A 4,986-nucleotide genomic window follows, 5' to 3' on the forward strand; every position below is an offset into this window, starting at 1 on the left:
CATGAAGGAAAATGGATCATGACCAGAAAAAAAATTGTCGATCTGCTTCATTCAGAAACACCCCTTGATAAATTGCATATAAAGGGATGGGTGAGAACGAAGCGCGATTCTAAAAATTTTTCCTTCCTTGAGGTCAATGACGGCTCTTGTCTGAAAAACATGCAGATCGTGGTTGATGAAAGCGTACCTGAATACACGGAAATTAAAAAACTGACCACCGGATCGGCGGTGGCCGTGTGGGGTAACCTCGTTTCTTCCCAGGGCGGTGGGCAGCGATGGGAAATCCAGGCAAACAAGACAGAGATTATCAGCTTGGCGCCCGAGACGTTTCCATTACAGAAAAAACGCCATACGGATGAGTATTTGCGGACGATCGCCCATTTACGGCCGCGAACCAACAAATATGGGGCTATTTTCAGAATTCGTTCCGAACTCTCCTGGGCGGTTCATCAATTTTTCAGGGATCGGGGCTTTCACTATATTCACACCCCGGTGATTACCGGATCAGACTGCGAGGGTGCCGGTGAACTCTTTCGCGTAACGACGCTGAATCCATCCATACCGATGACATCAAACGAAAAAGTGGATTACGCCAAGGATTTTTTCGGCAAGGAATCCAATCTTACCGTTTCCGGCCAACTCTCCGCTGAAATGTTCGCCCTCGCTTTAGGTGATGTCTACACGTTTGGTCCCACCTTCCGAGCCGAAAATTCGAATACCAGCCGTCATGTGGCCGAATTTTGGATGATTGAACCGGAAATGGCTTTTTGCGACCTGGCCGGCAACATGGATTTAGGTGAGGCGATCATCAAGCATCTTGTCGGCTTTACCATCGACAACTGTTCGGAAGACCTTGATATATTTGCTCGTTTTGTTGACCGCGCGCTGATGAAAACACTTGAAAATATAATCTCTTCGGATTTTTTACGTATCCCCTACAAAGAGGCCATTGATCTCTTGATCGGATCCAAGGAATCCTTTGAGTATCCGTTGGCGTATGGATCAGATCTTCAATCCGAACACGAACGCTATCTGACCGAAAAACATTTCAAAAAACCGGTAATCATTTATGATTATCCCAAAACCATCAAACCGTTTTATATGCGTCTGAACGATGACGATGAAACCGTTGGCGCCATGGATATTCTCGTGCCGAGAATCGGCGAATTGATCGGCGGCAGTCAGCGTGAAGAACGATTGGATGTGCTGGAAAAACGCATGGCAGCGTCTGGACTGTCCAAGGAGAGTTACTGGTGGTATCTGGACTCGAGGCGGTACGGGACTGCCCCGCACAGCGGATTTGGATTAGGTTTTGAGCGGTTGTTGATGCTGGTTACCGGTGTGTCGAACATCAGGGATGTTATTCCCTTTCCCCGAACCCCGGGGAACATTGATTTTTAAAGAATAACGACCCACTTTGGTAAAAAAAGATTGATATGGATCGAATTGATGATGGCTTTACCATCATGCTTGCTTCAGGCAACGAAGCTTAGCCAACGATTCTGCATAGCCGTAAAGGTGGAGGCCTTTACTTTCAACGATCATTTCTCCATCCTTGACGCCAATTTCACCGGCCATGTATTCTTTTAGATTCTGAATACCCGCCAAGTTGGCCGGCATCCCCCCCCACAGATCCCATGATCGGAAATAAACCACAAAATGGAGGGTCTCATCCTGTATCCGCGTATCGATGGATCGTAAACAGGGTGGATCGAGCAGCACTAGGTCGGACGGGTGAGCCACCTGGAGCACCATCTGGTTATTTCGGGATCCAAATCGCTTGTAGGTGTCTATTATCCACTCGATCTGATTCAAATACACCGAACCATTTTCTTCAAACACGATTTTTCCATCAACATCCCTTTCGTCGATGATGTCCCGGTTTTTTTCTTTCCACCAGCGACGTTTATCACCGGTAACAGGCACACGCGTCAAACGCTCACCATAGGTGTAGGACTCTCCGGGTTCTTTGTGTCCGGTCATCAAATATTCCACATACGACCGCTGGTAACCCTCTCCTCCAAAAATATAGGCCTCCTCAACCGGATTCGGAATTCCACAGGATGGCGGTATGTCAGGAATCAACGGCAAGGATCCGGGATATTTCACATGACCGATGAAATAATCGTATTCAAGTCGCGTCTGACCGGCATACGAGCCGCGGTCTATTTTAAACCGGCTGCCCGCATCGAGAATATCGTGCACCGCTTGAAACCACAGGTCCGGCAGATCTCTGGCATCGATTCGATGAATTTTCATTTTCACACACCTCGGCTGGCATTAACCATGATCAACCGACGACCCTCTTTCAGTATAAAATTGTTTTTTTTTAAAATACGATAACCATTTCCAATAAATTAGGTAAACGTAAACGTGTGGTTCCCTAAAAAAAATATTGACAAATACAAAGTATTTATGGGAATCAGTAACTGCTCTTTAATGCAGATAACCTGACCGACCGATCATCCTGAAGCGGATTCTATCTCCCTGAAGCGGATCCTGACCAAGAAGCAGATACTGGATTTATTATTTGCAATATGAAGGAGCACACCCATTTAAGAACCCCTGATTTTCCCATGGAATTTCAGGGGTTCTTTTTTTGGCGATCATATATCGAGCATACTGACCTCCAATGCATTGTTTTGAATGAAATCCCGCCTGGGCTCGACTTCATCACCCATCAGTATGGTAAATATCTCATCCGATTCAACTGCATCTTCCACGGTCACTTTTAGTAGATTACGCTTGTCCGGATGCATGGTGGTCTGCCATAACTGCTCTGGATTCATTTCACCAAGACCCTTATATCGTTGGATATTTATACCTTTTTTCCCATCTTCAAGTAAATATTGCAAAAGGCGTCGTTTATCTTCCATGACGACAGGTGCTTCATCACGATCCTTAGTGTATATTTAAAACGGCGGGTTGTCATCCGATGCCAATTTTTTATCTAACAGCAAGCATTTTTGATAATCTGATGAATATATCAAACTCCTGCCAAGGGTAATGACCTGCTGGTAATTGTTTTGATCCATTGATCTGACAATTAACTCAAAAATTTCATCTTCTTCATTCCAAGCCAACGCTTGCACACGGTATCCTTTGTTTTCGAGTTCTTCCTTTAACCGAATCATGTTGTCCCGGTTCTGCAGGAACGCTTTGTCCTGGACATCCGATTCAATCATCATCTCTACAATCAGAGGATCAAAGCCTCGGTTTTCAAGTTTTGCCATGGCTGAAGCATACTCACTGACATCACACAAAAAAATGAAAAGATGATGATCTGACAGCATTTTTTGATTAGGAACAATGTTGACCTGTTTTCTTTCACATATTTTTTTCAAAATAAAATCATTTAGTTCTCCATCATCTTTCATATATGATTCGCTTTTTCCCTTACCGACTTTAAAAAGCGGTGGTTGGGCAATGTACAGATAACCTTTGTCCACCAGTTCAGGCATCTGGCGATAGAAAAAGGTAAGCAGCAGCGTTCGAATGTGTGACCCATCCACATCCGCGTCCGTCATGATGATTATTTTGTGATACCTTATTTTATCGATGTTATATTCTTCTTTTCCGACGCCGGTTCCTAAAGCGGTAATGATATTTTTTATCTCTTCGCTGCGCAGTATTTTATCAAACCGCGCCTTCTCCACATTTAATATTTTTCCCTTCAACGGTAAAATCGCCTGAAATTTTCTATCCCTGCCTTGTTTAGCAGACCCTCCGGCTGAATCCCCTTCAACCAGAAACAACTCTCGCAGCGCCGGATCGGAAAGTTGGCATTCCGCTAATTTACCGGGAAGGGTAGAATCGATCAGCGCTCCTTTATTCCTGGCCATGTCTCTCGCCCGCTTGGCTGCATCTCTCGCTCTGGCAGCATCCACCGCCTTTTCCATAATTTTACGTGAGACAGCGGGGTTTTCTTCCATAAACGCACTGAGTTTCTCATTGACCAGTGACTCTACCAACCCCTTTACTTCACTGTTGCCCAGTTTGGTTTTGGTTTGCCCTTCAAATTGGGGAGACTTTATTCTTACACTGATAATTGCCGTCAACCCCTCCCGAACATCATCACCGCTTATTTTAGCTGAAAGATTTTTCGGCAGATTGCCATTTACGGCATACTGGTTGATTGATCGCGTCAAGGCCGCCTTAAAGCCGATCAGATGAAAACCACCTTCCACGGTGTTTATATTATTAGCGAAAGAGAAAATATTTTCTTTATAGGTGCCGTTGTATTGAATGGCGACTTCAATATTGACATCGTTTCGATAACCCTCGATAAAAACCGGTTCGTGAAGAACCGTGTGCCGTTTATTCAAATATTCTACAAATGAAACGATACCGCCTTCGTAACAATAACTTTCATTCTTATCGAACCTTTCGTCTTCGATAGTTATATTGACGCCTTTGTTGAGAAAAGCCAATTCCCTTAAACGACGGGACAATATATCGTAGTTGAATTCGGATACATTAAAAATCTGGTCATCTGGAATAAAATGAATCCGGGTTCCTCTTTTTTCAGTCTCGCCGATCACCTTCAATTCACTGGTTTTTATCCCTCTTTCATAGGTTTGGTAGTAAATCTTACCCTTGGCGTATATTTCAACTTCAAAAAATTTTGATAGGGCATTGACCACACTCACCCCTACCCCGTGAAGTCCGCCGGATACTTTATAGCTGTCATTATCGAATTTTCCGCCGGCATGAAGTTTGGTCAGCACCACTTCCACCGCCGGTACATTTTCCGTCCGATGGATGTCAACGGGAATTCCCCTTCCATTGTCCTCCACACTGATGCTGTTGTCGGTGTGAATGGTAACTCTAATATTTTCACAATAGCCGGCCATGGCTTCATCGATACTATTGTCCACCACCTCGTATACGAGGTGGTGAAGACCGGCTACATCCACATTTCCAATGTACATGGATGGCCGCAAACGAACCGGTTCAAGGCCTTCTAATACATCTATGCTGTCTGCA

At 44.6% G+C, this 4,986-nt stretch carries 4 protein-coding genes; 1 reads left to right on the forward strand and 3 read right to left on the reverse strand.

The window, feature by feature from the left end:
• Nucleotides 1–18: 18 nt before the first annotated feature.
• On the forward strand, nt 19–1,401 hold the full coding sequence (gene asnS, locus ABYV26_RS20740) for an asparagine--tRNA ligase (RefSeq protein WP_372683265.1): 1,383 nt from the start codon (nt 19–21) through the stop codon (nt 1,399–1,401).
• A gap of 63 nt (nt 1,402–1,464) precedes the next feature.
• Here asnS and ABYV26_RS20745 read toward each other — a convergent pair whose 3' ends face one another.
• The 3 genes from ABYV26_RS20745 to ABYV26_RS20755 form a co-directional block, all read right to left on the reverse strand.
• Complete coding sequence (locus ABYV26_RS20745; protein ID WP_372683266.1) at nt 1,465–2,259, reverse strand: thymidylate synthase; 795 nt, start codon at nt 2,257–2,259, stop codon at nt 1,465–1,467.
• 347 nt (nt 2,260–2,606) lie between these two features.
• Complete coding sequence (locus tag ABYV26_RS20750; protein ID WP_372683267.1) at nt 2,607–2,876, reverse strand: hypothetical protein; 270 nt, start codon at nt 2,874–2,876, stop codon at nt 2,607–2,609.
• Between the two features lie 36 nt (nt 2,877–2,912).
• Nucleotides 2,913–4,986: DNA gyrase subunit B (locus ABYV26_RS20755; RefSeq protein ID WP_372683268.1), on the reverse strand; the 2,074-nt coding region annotated here is incomplete at its 5' end.

It is taken from the genome of Desulfosarcina sp. (assembly GCF_041551955.1).
Taxonomy (GTDB): domain Bacteria; phylum Desulfobacterota; class Desulfobacteria; order Desulfobacterales; family Desulfosarcinaceae; genus Desulfosarcina.

What these genes read in the sequence shown, in the direction of transcription:
- ABYV26_RS20750 (WP_372683267.1), bottom strand. Translation starts at nt 2,876, where the DNA reads ATGGAAGATAAACGACGCCTTTTGCAATATTTACTTGAAGATGGGAAA.
- asnS (WP_372683265.1), top strand. Translation starts at nt 19, where the DNA reads ATGACCAGAAAAAAAATTGTCGATCTGCTTCATTCAGAAACACCCCTT.
- ABYV26_RS20745 (WP_372683266.1), bottom strand. Translation starts at nt 2,259, where the DNA reads ATGAAAATTCATCGAATCGATGCCAGAGATCTGCCGGACCTGTGGTTT.